Genomic DNA, 16,989 nt, shown 5'->3' with positions numbered 1-16,989 from the left:
GGAATGCTTGTTCGGAGCTTGCCCGAAATGCGTAAGCGTCACGTTAATACTGGCTGTTGAAAGGCGTCGTCATGCCGCCGCGGCGACACTCGGGATCAGCGCGTTCAACTCGATCGCGAGGATCGGCTCGCCATCGCGCTCGATGATCCCCCGACCGACGCGCAACCATCCGCTGTCGAGCGCGACACCGGCAGACAAGGGGCTGAGATCGAAAGCGGCGACATCCTCGAGCGCATCGACGAGCATCGCATAATGATGTCCGTCGACGATGGTGATGACGGCGCGCATCGCGGTCCCGTCCCCTTCGGGCAGTCCCAGCGCGACGCGAGTCTCGATCACGGTGACCACCCGGCTGCGCAATGCCGCGAGTCCGCGAACATGCCGTTCGCTGCGCGGGACGGGGATGATCGCCCCGATGTCGACGACCGACTCTACCTGCGACGATTCGATCGCAACCGTGCGACCGGCGATTTGCGCGATCAGGAACAACGGCATCAGCGGCCTCCTGCCGTCTTGGCGAGGGCCGCGAGCAGGCCCGGGCGGTCGTATCGGAAGATGCTGCCGTCGATCCCGTCGCTGTCGACATCGCGCCGCAGGCGGACGACCGGCGCGGCGCGCGATGACGGCGCGTCCTCGCCGTCCATCGTCACGATGACGCCAGCCGTCTCGCCTGGCCGCAGCGTCGTGGTCACGCGGTAACCGGCCGCCTCCAGCACGGGGCGGAGGAACGTCGTCAGCCACGCTGAATCGGCCCCTTCCAGCAGGCACAGGGGTGCGTCCGCCGCGGCGTTCGGATCGGCATGAGTCGAGAACAGCCAATGCAGGTCGATCACTTCGATCTGCGCACCATCAATCGCGACCACGCCCGCGATCGGTCCGCTGTCATGCGCAGGAACGAGCGTATCGGGCAGTTCGACGATGTCGAGTGCCTCGTCGATCGCATATCCCAGTTCGACCGATCCGTCGCGCAAGCGCAGGACCGATACGCTCGTCTTGCCCTCCCACATGCCGAGTGCGACGAGTGGGATGATCGCGCCATCGACCGACAGGCGCAGCCGCCCCGCAGCATGGCGAATCGCGCTGGCAGGGACTGGCTCGACACGGTCGATCACCGACAGCGGGACGATCCGGCGGACGCCGTCGAGGTCGTCGAACAGCAGCGCCTGTACCCCCGGCGTGGCCGCAGCAGCGTCGTCCTCGGTGACGATCTCGCGCGTGAAGACCAGTCCGGCAAGCTGGGCGATCCCTGCGCAATCGAGCATCAGCATTGGCAAGCCGCTGTCGGGCAACGTCTGCCCTGCGTAGATGTTGGTCGCCATCACCGCCGGTGCGGCGGGCTTGATCACCAGTTCCTCGTGATCGAGCACGGTATCGACGGCGAGCGCATAGGACCCGCCCGACACCCCCACGATCACCAGCATCGCGGGATCGCGCTGACCGAATCCGAGCAAGTTGCCGAGATCGACCAGTGGCATCCGACGATCGCGCACGGTTGCCATCAGCGTATCGCCAAGCCGGTCGATCCGGATCGACTCCGCCCCGACCCGCACGATTTCCTCGATCGTCTGGCGCGAGATCGCAAAGCGCTGATCGCGCACGCCGACGCCGATGGTCGACATGATCGACAGGGTCAGCGGGACATGGATCGAAATCCGCAGGCCCTTGCCGGGTGTATTGGCCAGTTCGATGCGACCACCGATCTGCTCGACGTTGGCACGGACAACGTCCATTCCGACGCCCCGCCCCGAGATTCCGGTGACGACGTCCTTGGTCGAAAGCCCGGGTTCGAACACCAGTTCAAGCCGAGCCTGTTCGCTCATCGCGCGCAACGCGCTCTCGCTCCGCAACCCCGCCGCGACGACCTTCTCGCTGAGCCGGGTAGTATCGATCCCGCGTCCGTCATCCGCGATCTCGATCACGATCTGGTTGCCCGACTGACGCGCGGCAACGCTCAGCCATCCGGCCTCGCGCTTGCCCGCGCGGCGGCGGTCGGCCGGCCCCTCGAGACCGTGATCGATGGAGTTGCGGATGAGGTGGACCAGCGGGTCGCGCATCATCTCGATCATCTCGCGATCGAGCTCGACGTCGCTACCCTCGATATGCAGCGCGACCGCCTTACCGAGCTCCGCCGCGGTATCACGGACCATCCGCGGCAGCGCCGAGAACAGCGCCTCGATCTTCTGCATCCGCGTCCGCGTAACGGTATCGCGCATTTCGGCGACGGTCAGCGACAGACGCTCAAGCGCAGCCTCGATCGTCGGATCGACCCCTTCGTCGCGCATCCGTCGCGCCAGTTCGTTCCGCGCGAGCACCATGTCGGACATGCCGCTCATCATCCGGTCAAGCAGATCGACGTTCAGGCGCACGCTGCGGGTGGGTGCGCGCAATATTGGTGCAGCGCTGGTGACGATCGCCTCCGACCCCGTATCGAGCGCGGCGATCAGCAGATCCTCGCCGGTATCGTCGAGCGCATGGCCGGCATCGATCGCCTCGACGATCTCGCCGACACGGTCGACGATCGCGAGGACGGCGTTCACCAGCCGCGTGTCGGGTGTCCGTTCACCCGAACGGACCGCCGCCAACACGTCTTCCGCGGCATGGCTCAACCGCGCGAGGCGCGGCAGATCGAGAAAGCCGCAGCTCCCCTTTACCGTATGGACGAAGCGAAAGATCGCATCGAGCCGCTCGCGGTCGGCGGGGGCGGATTCCCACGCGACGATCTCGCCCGACAGCGCCTCGAGCGTCTCGCGGGTCTCAGCAATAAATTCCTGTAACAGATCGTCCATGGGTCCCCACCGTTACGGCACGGGCCTGCATGGCGTCCCATTGGTTAAGGCGCGGTTTAAGCCGCCTTGAAAGCAACGCCGAACACAAGGATCGCATCATCCGGCGGCGAGATCTGCACGGTGCCCCCGCCCTCTGCGACGAGCGCATGGACCAGATGTGCCGCCGCCGCGCGGGGCGTGAGCGTCGCGTCGCCGCTCGTTCCCGTCAGGGCAGCCCGCATTTCCGCGTCGAGCACGATCCGCAGGCCCGCCGCGCGTACGACGATCTCGACCTGCCCGTCAGTGCTTTCCGCGCCCACATCGAGCTGTCCGCCGCGTACCAGCGCGTCACCTGCAATCAACGCCAGGTTGAGCAGCACCTTGATCGCCGGCTTGGGCAGGGTCGCATCCTCGACCAGCCAGCCGAGCTTTACCTTGTGCCCGTCGCCGAACAGCCCCTCGATCGCCGCACGCGCCTCGCGCGAATCGACCGACTCGCCAAAACCACCCGCTGCCCCGAACGCGAGGCGGAAAAACTTCAGCTTGTTCGCCGATGCCTTCGCGCTGTCCGCCAGCAGTTCCAGGCATCGCGCGCGCATTTCGGGGTCGTGTTCGTCAGCGAGCAATTCCAGCCCGTTGTTCAGTGCACCTACGGGACTGAGCAGATCATGGCACAGGCGCGAGCACAGCAGGCTGGCAAAATCGGTCGGGCTAATGGTCAACGCTTGGGCTCCACTTTGCGCAATCTTTGGCGCAGCACGCAACGTGCCGCAAGCAGCACGTCGGCGGCGACTTAACCCGATCGCGCGGCAATGTCGCCCCCTCAAGCACCGCCGCACAGATGCTGTGAGTCGAACAGTTGCCATTGCTCGCCAGTCCGAAGGTTTCGTACCGCATACTGGCGGCCACGGTCATCGCCGGGCGGGCAATGCCGGGGAATGGACACAAGGCATACCCGGGCGCGGTCCTTGAGACGCGATCGTGCAATCGGCCTCTCCAGGTCGTACGATACCTGGTGAACCCCGTTGGCAAACGTGATGCTGGTTCCCCTCTGATCTGGCGGCCCGCTCGCCCCGAGCCGCGGTCCAATCTGCGCGATCGTCGTCACTTCGCATTGTCCGACCCGCGAAACGCGTCGACGCAGATACCGATCGATCCGTTCGCGTTCTCTCCACAAGGCGGCCGTTCGATCGTCGTACGATGCCGTCATGCACGCCGTGTCGGCACAGGCGTCGCGCTGCGCCAACCATGCACGCTGGGTACGGACCAATGCTGCTCGCATGGTCGGGGGCGCAGATTGGATGGCGCCGGCGTACACCGTGTTCAGGTACCGATCCTGTCGCGCCAGATCATCGTTGCCGCAGATCAGCCGTTCTGCGCGCGTTGTCGTGCGCGCGCAGTCGAACCCCGCACCGCGTGGACTGCCGGTGGACATGTCCTCCGTACTGGATGCGACCGGAACAGCTGAAATGGCTATGGCCGCCATCATGCCCAACAGAGAAGCCTGGGTCATCCCATCACCGTCAGCGCTACCGGTTCGAATGTCGTGGTGCCTTCCCCTGCCGGGACGGCACGCCATCCTCCGACCAGATCGCCAGCGACAATCAGCCATATCTTGCCATCCGCCGCGGCACGGGCGGCATCGGTTGCCGACGGTCGAACGTCACCGCTGGGATGAGAGTGCCAATATCCGAGCAACGGTGCCCCTCCCCCGCGTTCGGCCCGCAAGGCAGCGAACAACGCCGCAGGATCGACCTCGAAGGTACGCCGTGGATCGGCGGCGACATTGGCGCAGGCGGCAAGGTCCGTGATCCGGTCCGGCGTCCCGAAGACCAGACCGCACACCTCGACATCCGGGGTGGATTTTGCCGCGTCGCACAATCTCTTCCGCAACGCGCTTGAAATTTCTAACGCCATTCCCAGATTCTATCCTATGGACCGGGGGGTTTCCACCATTGAAGCGCGCACCGCCGACGAAGCCGGGCTGAGGCTGGATCGTGCGTTGGCGGATGCCCTGCCGACGATCTCGCGCGAACGGCTCAAGGCGCTTATCTCCAGTGGGCAGGTGACCGACGAAACCGGCACGCTGCGCCGCGACCCTTCGAGCAAGGCAGTACCGGGCGGATTGTACCGCGTCGTGGTTCCCGATCCCACGCCTGCGCACAACGAAGCGCAGGATATCGCGCTGACCGTGGTGTATGAAGACGAGCATCTGATCGTCATCGACAAACAGGCCGGACTGGTCGTCCATCCCGCGGCAGGCAATCTCGACGGGACGCTCGTCAACGCGCTGCTCCATCATTGCGGCGGCAGCCTGTCGGGTATCGGCGGCGTCGCCCGACCGGGGATCGTCCACCGGATCGACAAGGACACGTCGGGGCTGATGGTCGCGGCAAAAACCGATCGTGCGCATGTCGGGCTCGCCAAGCAGTTTGCCGCACATTCGATCGATCGACGCTACAAGGCGATCGTGTCGGGTCGCCCTGCGCCGCCTGCCGGATCGGTCGATGCGCCGCTCGCGCGCAGTCCGCAAAACCGCAAGAAGATCGCCATCGTGCAGGGCGGCAAGCGCGCGGTAACGCATTATTCCACCATCGAACGATTGCGGGAAGCCGCACTGGTCGAGTGCCGGCTGGAGACGGGCCGGACGCATCAGGTTCGCGTCCATATGGCGTCGCTTGGCCATCCCTTGCTAGGTGACCCGGTTTACGGTAGAACAAAGCAAGCTCACAAACGCGATCTGGAAACCTTGGGTTTCCATCGACAGGCGTTGCACGCTGCCCGTTTGGGGTTCATTCATCCGATCAAAAGTAACGCTTTGGCGTTCGATAGCGAAATGCCTGCCGACATGCAGGAACTGTTCGATACATTGCTAGTATAGGTTTCGGCCGCTGCGCCTTGCGCGCGACCGGCCTGTGACAAGGAGGATACGACCATGGCAGCCCGCAGTAACGTCCCCGCGACGATCCCCGCCCTCGGCGGCGAGGCGAGCCTCAACCGCTATCTGTCCGAGATCAAGAAATTCCCGATCCTCGCGCCCGAGCAGGAATATATGCTCGCCAAACGCTTCGAGGAGCATGGCGATACCGATGCCGCCGCGCAGCTGGTCACCTCGCACCTGCGGCTCGTGGCGAAGATCGCCATGGGCTATCGTGGCTATGGCCTGCCGGTCAGCGAGCTGATTTCGGAAGGCAACATCGGCCTGATGCAGGGCGTCAAGAAGTTCGAGGCGGATCGCGGCTTCCGCCTCGCGACCTATGCGATGTGGTGGATCCGCGCCTCGATCCAGGAATTCATCCTGCGCTCGTGGAGCCTCGTCAAGATGGGCACCACTGCCGCGCAGAAGAAGTTGTTCTTCAACCTGCGCCGGATGAAGTCCAAGCTCGACGCGTTCGAGGATGGCGATCTGTCCCCGGAGCATCTCGCCAAGATCGCCAAGGATCTCGGCGTCACCGAAGCCGAGGTCACCAGCATGAACCGTCGCATGGCGATGGGCGGCGATACGTCGCTCAACGTGCCGATGCGCGAAGACGGTGAAGGTCAGTGGCAGGATTGGCTGCAGGATGATTCGCCCTTGCAGGACACCGTCGTCGCGGAAGCCCAGGAAGCGGACGTGCGGCATGACATGCTGACGGCAGCGATGGACGATCTCAACGAACGTGAGAAGTTCATCCTGACCGAGCGTCGCCTGACGGACGAACCGAAGACGCTCGAGGAACTCAGCCAGGTTTACGGCGTATCGCGCGAGCGCGTTCGTCAGATCGAGGTACGTGCGTTCGAGAAGCTGCAGAAGGCGATGATGCGGATCGCCGGTGACAAGCGGATGCTCGTCGCCGCCTGATCGGCTGCCTGATCGCCTGTGGTATGTCCGGATCGGGTCGGTGCGCTGGACAGCGCCGATCCGATCGCCCTACAGCGGTGGGATGGCCCGCCGAAAGACCTCCGCTGCATCCCATTCTCGCGGCGGACAGCGCCGAGCGCCAGTGCGGCGACCAAGCGGATCCGGAAGCGGGGGCGGTTTACGCCGCTTCTTTGGCTGGATCATCAAAGGCGTACTGGCCTTTGTCATCCTCTCTGTCGCTATCGTCGGTCTTTATCGGTTCGTGCCCCCGCCGATCACTTTGACGATGGTCGGTGATGCTTTGGCCGGACACGGGGTCGACAAATCCTGGATGCCGCTTTCGCGGATCGATCCGAACATGGCGCGCGCCGCCATAGCGGGCGAAGATTCGCGTTTCTGTTCACACAACGGCTTCGACATGCACGCGATCGAAACCGCCTATGCGCGCAACGCCCGCGGCGCACGGATCCGCGGCGGATCGACGATCAGCCAGCAGACCGCGAAAAATGTCTTTCTGATCCAGAGCGGTGGCTATCCACGCAAGGCGCTCGAGGCGTATTTCACGCTGCTGATCGAGACGCTGTGGGGCAAGCGCCGGATCATGGAAGTGTATCTGAACGTCGCCGAGACGGGGATCGGCACTTACGGCGTCAATGCCGGGGCAAAACGGTATTTCGGGCATGACGCCTCGCACCTGACGCCGAGCGAGGCAGGCCGGATGGCCGCCGTATTCCCGCAACCCAAGAAGCGCGCTGCCATCGCGCCCAGCGGTTTCACGCGCCGCCACGGCAATGCCATCACGCGCCGGGTCGGCGTAGTCCGTAACGATGGTCTGGATGCGTGCCTGCGCTAAAGCGGCACGCACCGACCGGCCCAAATGCCGGGTCATACGACCCGGCCCACATACTCAGAACGGCAGCTTGAAGCCCGGGGGAAGCGGAATGCCGCTGGTCATCTTGGCCATTTCCTCACCCGATTTCGTATCGGCCTTCGCCTTGGCGTCGTTGAACGCGGCGACGACGAGATCCTCGAGCATCTGCTTCTCGCTCGGCTGAAGCAGCGATTCATCGATCGTGATCCCGATGATCCGGCCCTTGGCCGACGCCTTGACCTTGACCAGCCCACCGCCAGCCGCGCCTTCGACCTCGATCTTGTCGAGCCCGTCCTGCGCCTTGGACAGTTCCGCCTGGACGTTCTGCGCCATCGCCATGATGTCTTCGATGCTGTTCATGCACTCTTGCTCCGTTGTGCCGCCAACAGGCGGTCGATTTCGCTTTCGGGAAGGCTTGCGTCGGGGAACGCTTCAAGCGCCGCAACGATCACCGGCGTCGCCAGAATTTCCGCCTTGAACGCCTCGCGTCGTGCGGCTTCGGCCTCACGCAGCGTGGGGGCGCCGACGGTGGGCGCGGTCGAGATGCGCCACATCCGCCCGGTGATTCGCTTGAGCGTTCCGCCAAGTTCCGCGATCAGGTCGCTTGGCAGGGGGCGCGCGGAACTCACCATGACTTCGACATCGGCAATGCTGATCAAGCTGACGTGATGCACCACGCGCGAGGCGAGCGCGAGTTCGCCCGCATTCTCGAGTATCGTTACGATCGCCTCGATCGACTGCGGCAACGCCGCTGCGACGGGTTCGCTCGGCGCAGGCGGCGGGGCGGCAGGCGTGGCGGCGACCGGCGGCGCACCGTTCTGGATCATCCGCGCCAGTTCACCCGGATCGGGCAGTGTTGATGCATGAACCAGGCGCAGCAACGCCATCTCGCACGCCTCGATCGGTAGCGCGGCGCGGCCGACTTCTTCATGCCCCTTGAGCAGCAATTGCCACAGGCGATGCAACGCCGCGAACGACAGGCTCGCGCCCCATGTCTCGAGCGCTGTACGTTCCTCGGTCGCCTGCCCGGGTTCCGCGGACGCACCGAGCTTCACGAGCGTCGTTGCATGGACTGTCTCCAGCAACCCGCGCAGCACGCCCAACGGATCGACCCCCAGGTCATACTGCCGTCGCAACGCCGCCAGCGCGCCAAGCGCGTCGCCCGCGAGCAGCAGCGCCATCATGTCGCGGATTGCACCCCTGTCGGACAGGCCGAGCATGTCGCGCACTGCGGCCGCGTTGACTTGCCCCCCTTCCATGTCGGCATGCGCGATCGCTTGATCGAGGATCGACAGCCCGTCGCGTGCAGAACCTTCCGCCGCGCGCGCGATCAGGCCGAGCGCTTCGGGCTCAGCAGAAACACCTTCCGCTTCGACCACGCGTGCAAAATGATCCGCCAGTTTTTCAGCGGGGATCCGCCGCAAATCGAACCGCTGGCAGCGTGACAGCACCGTCACCGGCACCTTGTTGACCTCGGTCGTCGCGAGCACGAACTTCACGCCCTCAGCGGGCTCCTCCAGCGTCTTGAGCAATGCGTTGAACGCGTTCTTCGACAGCATGTGGACTTCGTCGATGATATAAATCTTGTAGCGTGCCACGAACGCGGTCATCCGCGACGCGTCGATCACCGCACGCATGTCGTCGACACCGGTGTGGCTCGCCGCGTCCATTTCGATCACGTCGATATGGCGACCCTCGGCTATTCCAACGCACGGTTCGCACACTCCGCACGGATCGATCGTCGGACCGCCCTGCCCGTCCGGTCCGATGCAGTTGAGCGCCTTCGCCAGCAAACGCGCGGTCGACGTCTTGCCGACACCGCGCACGCCGGTGAGCAGAAACGCGTGCGCAAGCCGCTGCCGACGGATGGCATTCCCTAGCGTCGTCACCATCGCGTCTTGCCCGATCAGCTCAGCAAAGGTCTGCGGACGGTATTTACGCGCAAGGACGCGGTACGCATCTTTCGATGCCGTCGGTGGTGGAGCGCCGAGATCGAACGCGGGAAGATCTGAAGAGTCGGACATTGCCGCCTGTCTAGCGCGAGCCGACCACGAAGTCGAAGGCTTGGTGCGCGCAGCAGGGCCGGATAAGACCGAGTACCATTCCTTGGGAGCGACCGCAGCTCAACGGCGCGTCAACTGGCCGGAGCATCGCGTGGGAATCGGTAGGAGCCGGAACGACCCGTGGCGAAATCGTTGTGGCTGCTGCCTTCCGGCCCTGACCAAGTTGGCGACGACCACGTCCGCCCGACTCCCGCGCTGCATATGGCGGGGTCGGGCGAAGGGATCAAGAGGGCTTAGCGGCGAACAGTCCGGCAGATACGGACGCGACGCTGGTTGCGCCGTTCCATGCGGCAGACCTTGCGCGTACGATAGGACGGGCGATGCCGATCGGTGTGGACAGTCCGCGAGACGACGCGGTCATGGCGGTCCTGGCGCATCTGGGCGCTGGCGGTGGTCGGCGCGAGCGCGCTTGCCGCGATGAGGCCAACTGAAAGCAAAGCGATGAATTTCATGGGTAATTCCTCCGTGCGTACGTAAATGGCACGGAGGCGTAATGATCATCGCCGCTGCATGTTCCGTGATTCCGGTGGGATAGCGACAGTTATTTGATCGATATTTGCGTTAAGCATGATCTGGCAGGCCAGCCGACTGGTACGTGTCGCTCCCGTCGCCAGGTCGAGCATGTCTTCTTCTTCGGCGCTTGCCGGGGACAACAGCGCGAAGTCTGCGGCAGCGACGATGACATGACACGTCGAACACGCCATCTGGCCTTCGCAGGTTCCCTCAAGCGGCTGGCCAGCCGCCTGCGCGACGTTCAGCAGGCAGTCGCCAACGTCCGCCGTGACTTCGCATACGCGGCCATCGCGCTCAACGAACCGTACGCGCGTCATGCCGCGATCCGTTGCGAAGCGGCCGCTGCCACGATTCGATCGATTGCTTCGGTCAGGTCATGCCCTCCTGTATATCGGCCGAAGCCGATGCGAATGCTCGATCGCGCCTGCGCCTCGCTCAAGCCGATGCCGCGAAGGACATGGCTCGACCGCCCCGATCCACTTGCACAGGCCGACCCCGCCGAAAAGGCGACATCGCGCAGATCGGACATTAACCGTGCGACGTCCAGGCCATCGCGTCGGATGTTGAGATTGCCTTCGTAACGCGGGTCGAGCGCACCGTTGATGGTCCACCCTGCTAAACGATCGACCGCGGCGTGGAACAAGGTCGAGACATGGGCGCGATCGGTTTCGCTGCATTGCGCCAGCAAACCGGCGGCAGCACCGAATCCTGCGCACAAGGCAGGCGACAGCGTACCCGATCGCCCCAGCGCTTCCTGTCCCCCGCCATGCATCAGCGGGGAGAGTCGAACGCCGTTGCGCACCCACAGCGCCCCGATCCCCTTGGGGCCGTGGACCTTGTGCGCCGAGACCGCGACGAGATCACATTCGGGCGGGATCGCGACCCGGCCATAGCCCTGCACCGCGTCACACAGGAACAGCGCGCCCGCCGCATGCGCGAGATCAGCGAGCGCGGCGATTGGCTGGATCACGCCGATCTCGTTGTTGACCAGCATTGCCGCCACCAGCCCGGTTCCAGGCGTGATGGCCGCACGCGCGATCTCCAGGTCGACCAGACCGTCGGGCCCCACCGGCAGCACCGTGACCTTCCGCCCCTGTGCCGCGATCGCCGCTACGGTGTCGAGCACCGCGGCATGTTCGGTCGCGAGCGTCACGATCGGCCCGGTCGTTCGCTGGATCGCCCAATTGAGCGCCTCGGTCGCGCCACTGGTGAAAGCGATCTGCCCTCCCCCATCGAACAGCGCCGCGACTGCGGCGCGCGCGACTTCGACCGCCGCCTTTGCCCTGCGCCCCGGGGCGTGCGGCGAATGCGGGTTGGCGTGCTGGTCCCGCAGCCACGGCAGCATCGCGTCGAACGCTTCGGGGGCAACCGGTGTCGTCGCCTGATAGTCGAGATAGATCATGCCGCCCCCAACAGGTCGTTGGCGCGCGCCGTCCGTGCGATCTTGCGCCATTCGGCCACAAAGCGGTCGATGTCGGCGGCGGTCGTCGTTCGCCCGAAACTGACGCGGATGACCTCGCGGGACGTCTCGCTGTCCCAGCCCATCGCGCCGAGCACGTGACTGGGCTTCATGCTGCCGGACGAACAGGCGCTGCCCGCCGACACAGCGATCCCCGCCATGTCGAATCGAATCAACTGGGTCGCGGCGGCGAGGCCCGGCATCCGGTACGCCCCGATCGCCGGATGCCGGTCTGCAGCCGCCGCCACGATCTCACCGCCCGACCGCGAAACCCCATCTGCGAGTCGCGCGCGCAGCGACGCCATCTGCATTAAGTCCTCCGGGTCTCCCAGCGCGGCGGCATACCCCAGGGCGCCGGGTACGTTCTCTGTCCCCCCACGGTAACCGCGTTCCTGGCCGCCGGTCGGCGTGAGCGTTGCCAGGTCGCGCACGAACAGGGCACCGATCCCGGGTGGCCCGCCGCGTTTGTGAGCCGAGACCGCGACGAAGTCGGCATGGTCGACGACATCCCGATCTGCGCCGGGCGGCATTTGCGCCGCATCCACCAGTAGAAGACCTCCCGCTGCCCGGACGATGTCCGCGATCGCCGCGATCGGTTGCCGCACGCCTGTTTCGCTATTGGCATATTGCACACCAACCAGCGCAGCTTCACCGTCGATCAAAGACGAGAGCGCCGCCAGATCGATCAACCCCGACGAGTCGACCGGAACGACCGCGGCATCCGGAGCCGCGCGAATCACTGCATCATGCTCGACCGAGGATATTACGCGTCTCGGCGGGATCGCGCGTTGCAGCGGGATTGCCAGTGCCTCGCTCGCACCGCTGGTGAAGAGCGTCTCGCCTCCCCAGCCATATGCATCCGCCACCGCTCGGCGCGCCTGTTCCAGCGCAGATCGCGCGGCGCGCCCCTCGGCATGGGGCGACGACGGGTTCGCCCAGGTGGTCATCGCGCTTGTCATCGCGTCCCGCGCCGCGGGGATAATCGGCGTCGTCGCGGCATGGTCGAGGTAGAGGCGATCGGGCAGGAACGGCATCAGTTTCGGGGACTCGCTGCAATCATTGCGCAGACGTGCGCCATCATTGTATAGCGCACAACTCTTCGCGCGGCCCAACGGGGCGTGCTTCCCCGCTATTTCTTGTCAGCAGGTCCGATGCCAGAAGTTATTTTCCCCGGCCCAGACGGTCGTCTCGAAGGCCGTTTCGTTCCCGCATCGCGTCCGCGGGCGCCCGTCGCGATGATCCTCCACCCGCATCCGCAAGCGGGTGGCACGATGAACAACCACATCGTGATGGAGCTCTACAAGACGTTCCAGCGCCGCGGGTTCGCGACCCTGCGCTTCAATTTTCGCGGCGTTGGCAAGAGCCAGGGTACGTTCGACAACGGCGTCGGCGAACTGTCCGACGCGGCGAGCGCTCTCGACTGGGTTCAGAGCTTCCATCCGGAAGCGCAGACCACGTGGATCGCAGGCGTCAGCTTCGGCGCGTGGATCGGCATGCAGTTGCTGATGCGCCGCCCGGAGATTCGCGGCTTCATTTCGGTCGCGCCGCCCGCGAACATGTATGACTTTACCTTCCTGGCACCCTGCCCGGCGAGCGGGATCATCATTCAGGGCGAGGCCGACGAGGTCGCGACCCCGGCGGCGACGCAGAAGCTCGTCGACAAGCTGCGCACGCAGAAGCACATCACGATCAACCATGACACCATCCCCAAGGCGAACCATTTCTTCGAACATGAGATGCCGCAGCTGATGGGGTCGGTGGACAAGTATCTCGACATGCGGCTCGACCCGAATTCGCCGATCCGCTGACATCCGGTCCGCCTTCCCCGCATTTGTGCAGGGAAGGCAGAGCGTTTCAGGCGTAAGCGTATGGCCCGCCCTTGGCGAGCGCCGCCTGATAGGCCGGACGCGCGTGGATCTTGTCGAGCCATGCGATCGTCGCAGGCCGCGACTCATCCAGCCCCGCACGGCTGCGCGCCGCCTCGAGCGGGAAGCTCATCATCACGTCGGCCGCGCTGATCGAGTCGCCGGCAAACCATGGACGGCTGGCGAGCTCGCTTTCGACATAATCGAGATGGACGTCGATCATCGGTTGCACCCGCTTGGCCGCGGTCTTGCCGAGTACCGGAATGCGGTTGAGCACGAGCAGCAACAACAGCGGCGGCATCATCGACCCCTCGGCATAATGCAGATACTGCCGATAGCGCAGCGTGGCTTCGCGGTGCGCAGGAGGTCCCATGCGGCCATCGGCCAGCTCGACGATATAATCGACGATCGCACCGGTCTCGATCACTACATGGCCCGCCGCGCGGTCCTCCAGCACGGGCGATTTGCCGAGCGGATGGACCTTCTTGAGTTCGGGCGGCGCGAGCATCGTCGCCTTGTCGCGTTCGTAGCGAACGATCTCATACGGCAGCCCCAGTTCCTCGAGCAGCCACAGGATCCGCTGCGAGCGGGAGTTTTCGAGATGGTGGACGATGAGCGACATAAACGTCTCCGTACAAGTACGACCGGGTCCCGCCGCAGCGGTGGAAGGTCGCAGGAAAGTCGCACCAGCTTACCCAATGTGGCGATGGGCTACCATTCCAAACCATGAAGGGCCCACCATTGCTGGCGGGCCCTCCCAGGGTGTTCGACGGCAAGATCAGCCGTCTCGTATTGCAGGAACACGGCGTTAGCCCCGTGTTCCCTGCCCCGCCCGCCGGATGGCGGCCGGAGCGAACCTCACATCTCGTCGTCGCCTTCGATGTCATCGTCAGCTTCCGGCCCGACCATCATTTCCTCGGCAACCTTGTCGGTCCGCGAGCGGATCGCCTTTTCGAGGCGGTCGCTCATCTCGACATTGTTCTTGAGGAAGGTCTTGGCATTCTCGCGGCCCTGCCCGATGCGAACACTGTCATAGGAGAACCAGGCGCCAGACTTCTCGACCAGCCCGGCCTTGACGCCGAGATCGAGGATTTCCCCAATCTTGGACACGCCCTGCCCGTACATGATGTCGAATTCGACCTGCTTGAACGGCGGCGCGACCTTGTTCTTGACGACCTTGACGCGCGTGGCGTTGCCGACGATCTCTTCGCGATCCTTGATCTGGCCGGTGCGACGGATGTCGAGCCGGACCGACGCGTAGAACTTCAGCGCATTGCCGCCCGTCGTCGTTTCGGGGTTACCGTACATCACGCCGATCTTCATGCGCAGCTGGTTGATGAAGATCACCATGCACCGCGAACGGCTGATCGAACCCGTCAACTTGCGCAGCGACTGCGACATCAGTCGTGCCTGTAGGCCGACGTGGCTGTCGCCCATCTCGCCCTCGATTTCGGCGCGCGGAACGAGCGCCGCAACTGAGTCGACCACGAGCACATCAATCGCGTTCGATCGCACCAGCGTATCGACGATCTCAAGCGCCTGCTCGCCCGTGTCGGGCTGCGACACGATCAGTTCGTCGATGTTGACGCCAAGCTTCTTGGCATAGACCGGGTCGAGCGCATGCTCGGCATCGACGAACGCCGCGGTGCCCCCCGTCTTCTGCGCTTCGGCAATGACGTGCAACGCAAGCGTCGTCTTGCCCGAGCTTTCCGGCCCGTAGATCTCGATCACGCGGCCGCGCGGCAGACCGCCCACGCCGAGCGCGATGTCGAGCCCGAGCGAGCCGGTCGAGATCACCTCGACCTGCATCGTCTGCTTCGAGCCCAGCTTCATCGCCGAGCCCTTGCCGAATGCACGATCGATCTGTGCCAGCGCAGCTTCGAGTGCCTTGGCGCGCTCTGCGCTCGCCTTATCCGTAGATGCCGCCATTTTGCTGTCGATCACTTTCAACGAAACCGCCATTGGAAGCCTCCCGCTAGACCGAACGCCCATCGCGTTCAATGCATGGTGGCTATGTACTATGTTTGTTCACTAAGAACAAGAGGCGAACGGCGTTCGCTTCGGGTCCGGCCGGACGTGTTCCGACGACGTCATGAGACGCCGCCGGAGTCCCGCAGGTCAGGGAAGACCGTTGCCACCTGCGGCACCATACACATGACCCGTGGTATAGCCCGATCCGTTTTCCGCGAGCAGTACATAGATGCCCGCAAGTTCTCCCGGCTGACCGGGCCGCCCGGCGGGCGTATCGCCGCCGAACATCTCGAGCTTCTCCATCGTCGCGCCGCCCGAGACCTGCAGCGGTGTCCAGATCGGGCCGGGCGCGACGCCGTTGACGCGGATCCCCTTGGGTGCAAGCTGCTTGGCGAGGCTGCGGACGTAGTTGCTCGTCGCCGCCTTGGTCATCGCATAGTCATACAGGTCCTTCGACGGGTCGGTCGCCTGCTCCGACGTCGTTGCGATGATAACTGACCCGGGCTGCAGATGCGGAAGCGCGGCTTTGGTCGTCCAGAATGGCGCGTAGATGTTGGTCTTGATCGTCCAATCGAACTGCTCGCTGGAAATATCCAGGATAGACGCATGGGTCTGTTGCCGTGCCGCGTTGTTGACCAGAATGTCCAGGCCACCCAGCTGCCGGACCGCATCGCCCACCAGCTTTTTGCAGAATGCCTCGCTCCGCAGGTCACCCGGCAGCGCAACGCCCTTGCGTCCTGCTGCCCGGATCAGGTCGATCACCTCGCGGGCATCCGCCTCTTCGTCGGGAAGATAGTTGATCGCGACGTCAGCGCCCTCGCGCGCATAGGCAATCGCCGCCGCACGACCCATGCCGGAATCGCCGCCGGTGATCAGTGCCTTACGGCCAGCAAGCCGCCCGGATCCACGGTAGCTCGTCTCCCCATGATCGGGCCGTGGCGTCATCTTGGAGGCGAGCCCGGGCCACGGCTGGCTTTGCCGCTGGAACGGCGGCTTGGGCCCTGCAGTGCGCGGGTCCTTCAGCCCGCTCTGGGGGGCGCCCTGCCCCGGAGTCTGTGGCTTGGCGAACGCAGGTGCTGCCGCGGTGGCGGCGGCCATGCCCAAGGCGGCACCGCCAACCATCGTACGCCGTGAAATTCCGTCTTCGTGATTGGCCATCGTCGGTTTCCGTTCTGCAAGGATAATGCAGCAGAAACCAACGGCGGGTCACACGGTTCAGCGCGTTCGCGCCTTTGTTTCCGTGATCTCAATCAGGGAAGACGGTTCACCGCGGCCAATCAGCCGAGCGAATCCAGCGCCTTGGCAACGCCGTCCATCGTGAACGGCTTGGGCAGTGTGGGACGGTCCGCCCAGGCGTCGCCGACGCTGTCGTGTGATCCACCCGTCGCGAAAACGAACGGGATGTTGCGCGCGGCCAGCGCTTCGGCGATCGGGAAGCTCTTCTCACCGCCCCGCAGATTGACATCGAGGATCGCAGCGTCGATCCCGCCGGCGTCGACCAGTTCGAGCGCGGACCCAACGGTATCCGCGCTGCCAGCGAGCGACTTGCCAAGGACGTCGAGGAAATCCTCGATCATCATGGCGATCAGGGGCTCGTCCTCAACGACGAGAATGGATTGTGGAGAACTCATCCCGCCGCCT

At 64.7% G+C, this 16,989-nt stretch carries 19 protein-coding genes and 1 other RNA gene; 4 read left to right on the top strand and 16 right to left on the bottom strand.

Annotated features, from left to right (window positions below; all coding sequences use genetic code 11):
• Window positions 1–69 precede the first annotated feature (69 nt).
• The 5 genes from ABIC17_RS06605 to ABIC17_RS06585 form a co-directional block, all read right to left on the bottom strand.
• The gene (locus ABIC17_RS06605) at window positions 70–495 is read right to left on the bottom strand and encodes a chemotaxis protein CheW (RefSeq protein WP_354280233.1); all 426 of its coding nucleotides are present in this window, start codon (window positions 493–495) and stop codon (window positions 70–72) included.
• Complete coding sequence (locus ABIC17_RS06600; RefSeq protein ID WP_354280231.1) at window positions 495–2,786, bottom strand: chemotaxis protein CheA; 2,292 nt, start codon at window positions 2,784–2,786, stop codon at window positions 495–497. The genes ABIC17_RS06605 and ABIC17_RS06600 overlap by 1 nt, the downstream gene beginning before the upstream one ends.
• Before the next feature lie 56 nt (window positions 2,787–2,842).
• Complete coding sequence (locus ABIC17_RS06595; protein ID WP_354280229.1) at window positions 2,843–3,487, bottom strand: histidine phosphotransferase family protein; 645 nt, start codon at window positions 3,485–3,487, stop codon at window positions 2,843–2,845.
• A gap of 101 nt (window positions 3,488–3,588) precedes the next feature.
• Window positions 3,589–4,278 carry a lysozyme inhibitor LprI family protein gene (locus ABIC17_RS06590; RefSeq protein ID WP_354280227.1) on the bottom strand — a complete coding sequence of 230 codons (690 nt, stop codon included), beginning with the start codon at window positions 4,276–4,278 and terminating at the stop codon, window positions 3,589–3,591.
• Entirely contained in the window at window positions 4,275–4,682 is a 408-nt protein-coding gene (locus ABIC17_RS06585; protein ID WP_354280225.1) for a M67 family metallopeptidase, read from the bottom strand. The genes ABIC17_RS06590 and ABIC17_RS06585 overlap by 4 nt, the downstream gene beginning before the upstream one ends.
• Window positions 4,683–4,698: 16 nt before the next feature.
• On the opposite strand from ABIC17_RS06585, the gene ABIC17_RS06580 reads away from it, so the two are divergent.
• The 3 genes from ABIC17_RS06580 (at window position 4,699) to mtgA (ending at window position 7,459) form a co-directional block, all read left to right on the top strand.
• On the top strand, window positions 4,699–5,646 hold the full coding sequence (locus ABIC17_RS06580; protein WP_354280223.1) for an RluA family pseudouridine synthase: 948 nt from the start codon (window positions 4,699–4,701) through the stop codon (window positions 5,644–5,646).
• Window positions 5,647–5,700: 54 nt separating this feature from the next.
• Window positions 5,701–6,606, top strand: a complete 906-nt coding sequence (rpoH, locus tag ABIC17_RS06575) for an RNA polymerase sigma factor RpoH (protein ID WP_131529175.1) — start codon at window positions 5,701–5,703, stop codon at window positions 6,604–6,606.
• A gap of 82 nt (window positions 6,607–6,688) precedes the next feature.
• The gene (gene mtgA, locus ABIC17_RS06570; protein WP_502958417.1) at window positions 6,689–7,459 is read left to right on the top strand and encodes a monofunctional biosynthetic peptidoglycan transglycosylase; all 771 of its coding nucleotides are present in this window, start codon (window positions 6,689–6,691) and stop codon (window positions 7,457–7,459) included.
• A gap of 54 nt (window positions 7,460–7,513) precedes the next feature.
• On the opposite strand, the gene ABIC17_RS06565 is transcribed toward mtgA, so the two are convergent.
• The 7 genes from ABIC17_RS06565 to ABIC17_RS06535 all read right to left on the bottom strand — a co-directional run bounded on the left by ABIC17_RS06565 (window position 7,514) and on the right by ABIC17_RS06535 (window position 12,546).
• Window positions 7,514–7,837 carry a YbaB/EbfC family nucleoid-associated protein gene (locus tag ABIC17_RS06565; protein WP_354280219.1) on the bottom strand — a complete coding sequence of 108 codons (324 nt, stop codon included), beginning with the start codon at window positions 7,835–7,837 and terminating at the stop codon, window positions 7,514–7,516.
• Window positions 7,834–9,501 carry a DNA polymerase III subunit gamma/tau gene (locus tag ABIC17_RS06560; protein ID WP_354280218.1) on the bottom strand — a complete coding sequence of 556 codons (1,668 nt, stop codon included), beginning with the start codon at window positions 9,499–9,501 and terminating at the stop codon, window positions 7,834–7,836. The genes ABIC17_RS06565 and ABIC17_RS06560 overlap by 4 nt, the downstream gene beginning before the upstream one ends.
• A 136-nt stretch (window positions 9,502–9,637) precedes the next feature.
• Window positions 9,638–9,735, bottom strand: an RNA gene (ffs, locus tag ABIC17_RS06555) — signal recognition particle sRNA small type.
• Between the two features lie 38 nt (window positions 9,736–9,773).
• Window positions 9,774–9,992, bottom strand: a complete 219-nt coding sequence (locus tag ABIC17_RS06550) for a hypothetical protein (RefSeq protein ID WP_354280216.1) — start codon at window positions 9,990–9,992, stop codon at window positions 9,774–9,776.
• Window positions 9,993–10,037: 45 nt separating this feature from the next.
• A complete protein-coding gene (locus ABIC17_RS06545; protein WP_354280214.1) occupies window positions 10,038–10,370 on the bottom strand; it encodes a 2Fe-2S iron-sulfur cluster-binding protein in 333 nt (110 codons plus the stop codon).
• A complete protein-coding gene (locus tag ABIC17_RS06540) occupies window positions 10,367–11,455 on the bottom strand; it encodes a cysteine desulfurase family protein (protein ID WP_354280213.1) in 1,089 nt (362 codons plus the stop codon). Before ABIC17_RS06540 ends, ABIC17_RS06545 begins: the two co-directional genes overlap by 4 nt.
• Window positions 11,452–12,546, bottom strand: coding sequence for a cysteine desulfurase family protein (locus ABIC17_RS06535; protein ID WP_354280211.1), 1,095 nt, complete (start codon window positions 12,544–12,546; stop codon window positions 11,452–11,454). Before ABIC17_RS06535 ends, ABIC17_RS06540 begins: the two co-directional genes overlap by 4 nt.
• Window positions 12,547–12,663: 117 nt before the next feature.
• On the opposite strand from ABIC17_RS06535, the gene ABIC17_RS06530 reads away from it, so the two are divergent.
• Window positions 12,664–13,320, top strand: coding sequence for an alpha/beta hydrolase (locus ABIC17_RS06530; protein WP_354280209.1), 657 nt, complete (start codon window positions 12,664–12,666; stop codon window positions 13,318–13,320).
• 46 nt (window positions 13,321–13,366) lie between these two features.
• Here the strand turns inward: ABIC17_RS06530 and ABIC17_RS06525 are convergent, their stop codons facing one another.
• The 4 genes from ABIC17_RS06525 to ABIC17_RS06510 form a co-directional block, all read right to left on the bottom strand.
• Window positions 13,367–13,999 (bottom strand): glutathione S-transferase family protein, encoded by a 633-nt coding sequence (locus tag ABIC17_RS06525; RefSeq protein ID WP_354280207.1) that lies wholly within the window; start codon window positions 13,997–13,999, stop codon window positions 13,367–13,369.
• Between the two features lie 236 nt (window positions 14,000–14,235).
• Window positions 14,236–15,339 carry a recombinase RecA gene (gene recA / locus ABIC17_RS06520; RefSeq protein ID WP_354280205.1) on the bottom strand — a complete coding sequence of 368 codons (1,104 nt, stop codon included), beginning with the start codon at window positions 15,337–15,339 and terminating at the stop codon, window positions 14,236–14,238.
• Between the two features lie 156 nt (window positions 15,340–15,495).
• Window positions 15,496–16,506 (bottom strand): SDR family oxidoreductase, encoded by a 1,011-nt coding sequence (locus tag ABIC17_RS06515; RefSeq protein ID WP_354280204.1) that lies wholly within the window; start codon window positions 16,504–16,506, stop codon window positions 15,496–15,498.
• A 119-nt stretch (window positions 16,507–16,625) separates the two neighbouring features.
• Entirely contained in the window at window positions 16,626–16,979 is a 354-nt protein-coding gene (locus ABIC17_RS06510; protein WP_354280202.1) for a response regulator, read from the bottom strand.
• Window positions 16,980–16,989 lie beyond the last annotated feature (10 nt).

The sequence above is a fragment of the Sphingomonas sp. PvP056 genome (assembly GCF_040549155.1).
Lineage (GTDB): Bacteria > Pseudomonadota > Alphaproteobacteria > Sphingomonadales > Sphingomonadaceae > Sphingomonas.
This window is presented reverse-complemented; position numbering and strand designations above follow the sequence as displayed.

Coding starts and splice junctions, on each gene's coding strand:
- ABIC17_RS06525 (WP_354280207.1), bottom strand. CDS start 13,999: ATGTCGCTCATCGTCCACCATCTCGAAAACTCCCGCTCGCAGCGGATC.
- ABIC17_RS06540 (WP_354280213.1), bottom strand. CDS start 11,455: ATGATCTATCTCGACTATCAGGCGACGACACCGGTTGCCCCCGAAGCG.
- ABIC17_RS06605 (WP_354280233.1), bottom strand. CDS start 495: ATGCCGTTGTTCCTGATCGCGCAAATCGCCGGTCGCACGGTTGCGATC.
- ABIC17_RS06580 (WP_354280223.1), top strand. CDS start 4,699: ATGGACCGGGGGGTTTCCACCATTGAAGCGCGCACCGCCGACGAAGCC.
- ABIC17_RS06530 (WP_354280209.1), top strand. CDS start 12,664: ATGCCAGAAGTTATTTTCCCCGGCCCAGACGGTCGTCTCGAAGGCCGT.
- recA (WP_354280205.1), bottom strand. CDS start 15,339: ATGGCGGTTTCGTTGAAAGTGATCGACAGCAAAATGGCGGCATCTACG.
- ABIC17_RS06565 (WP_354280219.1), bottom strand. CDS start 7,837: ATGAACAGCATCGAAGACATCATGGCGATGGCGCAGAACGTCCAGGCG.
- rpoH (WP_131529175.1), top strand. CDS start 5,701: ATGGCAGCCCGCAGTAACGTCCCCGCGACGATCCCCGCCCTCGGCGGC.
- ABIC17_RS06560 (WP_354280218.1), bottom strand. CDS start 9,501: ATGTCCGACTCTTCAGATCTTCCCGCGTTCGATCTCGGCGCTCCACCA.
- ABIC17_RS06535 (WP_354280211.1), bottom strand. CDS start 12,546: ATGCCGTTCCTGCCCGATCGCCTCTACCTCGACCATGCCGCGACGACG.
- ABIC17_RS06515 (WP_354280204.1), bottom strand. CDS start 16,506: ATGGCCAATCACGAAGACGGAATTTCACGGCGTACGATGGTTGGCGGT.
- ABIC17_RS06585 (WP_354280225.1), bottom strand. CDS start 4,682: ATGGCGTTAGAAATTTCAAGCGCGTTGCGGAAGAGATTGTGCGACGCG.
- mtgA (WP_502958417.1), top strand. CDS start 6,689: ATGGCCCGCCGAAAGACCTCCGCTGCATCCCATTCTCGCGGCGGACAG.
- ABIC17_RS06545 (WP_354280214.1), bottom strand. CDS start 10,370: ATGACGCGCGTACGGTTCGTTGAGCGCGATGGCCGCGTATGCGAAGTC.
- ABIC17_RS06590 (WP_354280227.1), bottom strand. CDS start 4,278: ATGACCCAGGCTTCTCTGTTGGGCATGATGGCGGCCATAGCCATTTCA.
- ABIC17_RS06550 (WP_354280216.1), bottom strand. CDS start 9,992: ATGAAATTCATCGCTTTGCTTTCAGTTGGCCTCATCGCGGCAAGCGCG.
- ABIC17_RS06510 (WP_354280202.1), bottom strand. CDS start 16,979: ATGAGTTCTCCACAATCCATTCTCGTCGTTGAGGACGAGCCCCTGATC.
- ABIC17_RS06600 (WP_354280231.1), bottom strand. CDS start 2,786: ATGGACGATCTGTTACAGGAATTTATTGCTGAGACCCGCGAGACGCTC.